Source organism: Streptomyces sp. RP5T (assembly GCF_003933965.1).
GTDB lineage: Bacteria > Actinomycetota > Actinomycetes > Streptomycetales > Streptomycetaceae > Streptomyces.
Genome location: NZ_RSAJ01000865.1, coordinates 1 through 2,597, shown reverse-complemented (window position 1 = coordinate 2,597; position 2,597 = coordinate 1). Strand labels below are relative to the sequence as shown.

Annotated in this window: 1 protein-coding gene and 1 pseudogene; both read left to right on the top strand. The window is 74.7% G+C overall.

The features are described from left to right. The coding region (locus EHS43_RS42185) for a DEAD/DEAH box helicase (protein ID WP_148104266.1) at positions 1-2,373 on the top strand (2,373 nt) is incomplete at its 5' end. Then, positions 2,370-2,597 (top strand): annotated as a pseudogene (locus EHS43_RS47260) (hypothetical protein); the annotation flags it as partial. The gene EHS43_RS42185 and the pseudogene EHS43_RS47260, both read left to right, overlap by 4 nt.

Below are 2,597 nucleotides of genomic sequence, written 5' to 3'. Positions count from 1 at the left end.
CCGCTGCCCGGCCCCGGCCCGCTCAGTCTGCCGGAGCCGGAAGCCCTGATGCGCTCCTTCCTGGATGCGGTCGCCGACACCCTGCCCCGCACCCCCGCGGCGCCCCACGCGTCCGGCAAGCCCTTCGCGGCCCGCGCACCGCAGCGCCTGCCGCACGCCCAGGACTGGGCCGCCGAGGTCGCCGCCGGCATGGACGCGGGCGTGCGCATCTCGCTCCGCCTGGACCTGTCGGCGTACAACCTCTTCCACGCCGACGCCGAGGGTGTGCGCAGCGCGGGCGCCGCCATCGTGCAGGTGCACAGCCTCGCCGACCCGACCCTGGTGACCGACGCGGCGGCCCTGTGGGCGGGGGAGGCCGACGCCGTCTTCGGACCCCGCGCACGCGTGGACGCCGCCCTCGCGGTGCGCCGCGCCGCCCGGGCCTGGCCGCCCCTGGACCGGCTCTCCGAGCAGGACGTGCCCGACGTACTGGCCCTGTCCGACGAGGAGTTGGGCGACCTGCTCGGCGTGGCGGCCACCCGGCTCGCGGCGGCCGGAGTCGCGGTGCACTGGCCCCGGGACCTGGCACAGGACCTCACCGCCGCGGCGGTCGTACGCCCCGCCCCGGGCTCGGCGACCGACGGCACCGGCTTCTTCGAGAGCGAGGAACTGCTTCAGTTCCGCTGGCAGTTGGCGCTCGGCGGCGACCCGCTCAGCGACGCCGAGATGGACGCGCTGGCCGAGGCCCACCGTCCCGTCGTACGCCTCAGGGACCAGTGGGTGCTCGTCGACCCCGCCCTCGTCCGCAAGGCCCGCAAACGCGAACTGGGGCTGCTCGACCCGGTCGATGCGCTCTCCGCGGCCCTCACCGGCAGCGCGGAGGTCGACGGCGAGACCGTGGAGGCCGTGCCCGTCGGCGCGCTCGCCGCCCTGCGCGACCGCCTGACGGCCGGGGTGCGCCCCGCGGAACCGCCGCCGGGCCTGCACGCCACCCTCCGCGACTACCAACTCCGCGGCCTGGCCTGGCTCGACCTCATGACCTCCCTCGGCCTCGGCGGCTGCCTCGCCGACGACATGGGACTCGGCAAGACCATCACCGTCATCGCCCTGCACCTGCGCCGGGCGCGGCGCGAACCCACCCTCGTCGTCTGTCCCGCCTCGCTGCTGGGCAACTGGCAGCGGGAGATCACCCGGTTCGCGCCCGGCGTCCCCGTCCGCCGCTTCCACGGCACCGACCGCAGCCTGGACGACCTCGACGGCGGTTTCGTCCTCACCACGTACGGCACCATGCGGGCGGCGGCCGCCCGGCTCGCCGAGCAGCGCTGGGGCATGGTGGTCGCGGACGAGGCCCAGCACGTGAAGAACCCGTACTCGGCCACCGCCAAGGCACTGCGCACCATCCCCTCGCCCGCGCGCGTGGCCCTGACCGGAACCCCGGTCGAGAACAACCTCTCGGAGCTGTGGGCCCTGCTCGACTGGACCACCCCCGGACTCCTCGGCCCCCTGAAGTCCTTCCGCGCCCGGCACGCGCGCGCCGTGGAGAACGGCGAGGACGAAGAGGCGGTGACCAGGCTGGCGAGGCTGGTCCGGCCCTTCCTCCTGCGCCGCAAGAAGTCCGACCCGGGCATCGTCCCCGAGCTGCCGCCGAAGACGGAGACCGACCATCCGGTCCCGCTCACCCGTGAACAGGCCTCGCTGTACGAGGCGGTGGTGCGCGAGTCGCTGCTGGCCATCGAGACGGCACAGGGCATCGCGCGCAGGGGCCTGGTGCTGAAGCTGCTGGGCGCGCTGAAGCAGATCTGCGATCATCCCGCGCTGTACCTGAAGGAGGAGGTCCCTGCGACCGCCGGTGAGCGCCTGGTCGCCCGTTCCGGCAAACTGGCCCTGCTGGACGAGCTGTTGGACACCCTGCTGGCGGAGGACGGCTCGGCCCTCGTCTTCACCCAGTACGTGGGAATGGCCCGCCTGATCGCCGCCCACCTCGCCGCCCGCGCGGTCCCGGTGGACCTGCTGCACGGCGGGACGCCGGTGCCGGAGCGCGAGCGCATGGTGGACCGTTTCCAGAGCGGGGCGATCCCGGTCCTGGTCCTGTCGCTCAAGGCGGCGGGCACGGGCCTCAACCTCACCCGCGCGGGGCACGTGATCCACTTCGACCGCTGGTGGAACCCCGCCGTCGAGGAACAGGCCACCGACCGCGCGTACCGCATCGGCCAGACCCAGCCCGTCCAGGTCCACCGCCTCATCACCGAGGGCACGGTGGAGGACCGCATCGCCGAGATGCTCGAAGCGAAGCGGGCCCTCGCCGACGCGATCCTCGGTTCCGGCGAGTCCGCCCTCACCGAACTCACCGACCGCGAACTGACCGACCTGGTCTCCCTCCGGAGGCCGTCATGACCCCGGGCCCCGCGGACGAGGCCCGCCGGGCCCTGCGGGAGGCGCGGGAGCGGGCGGCCAGGGAGAGGGCCGAGGGGGGAAGCGGTGCTTCCGCGGCGGGGAGCGCGGGCCCGCCGGCAGCCGAAAGGGGGCGTGGTGGTCCGGCGCTGGAAGAGAGCGGCGCCACGGATCGCTCCGCCGAGGCAGCCAAGCCGACCCCGGATGCCTCTGACACCGCCCCCACC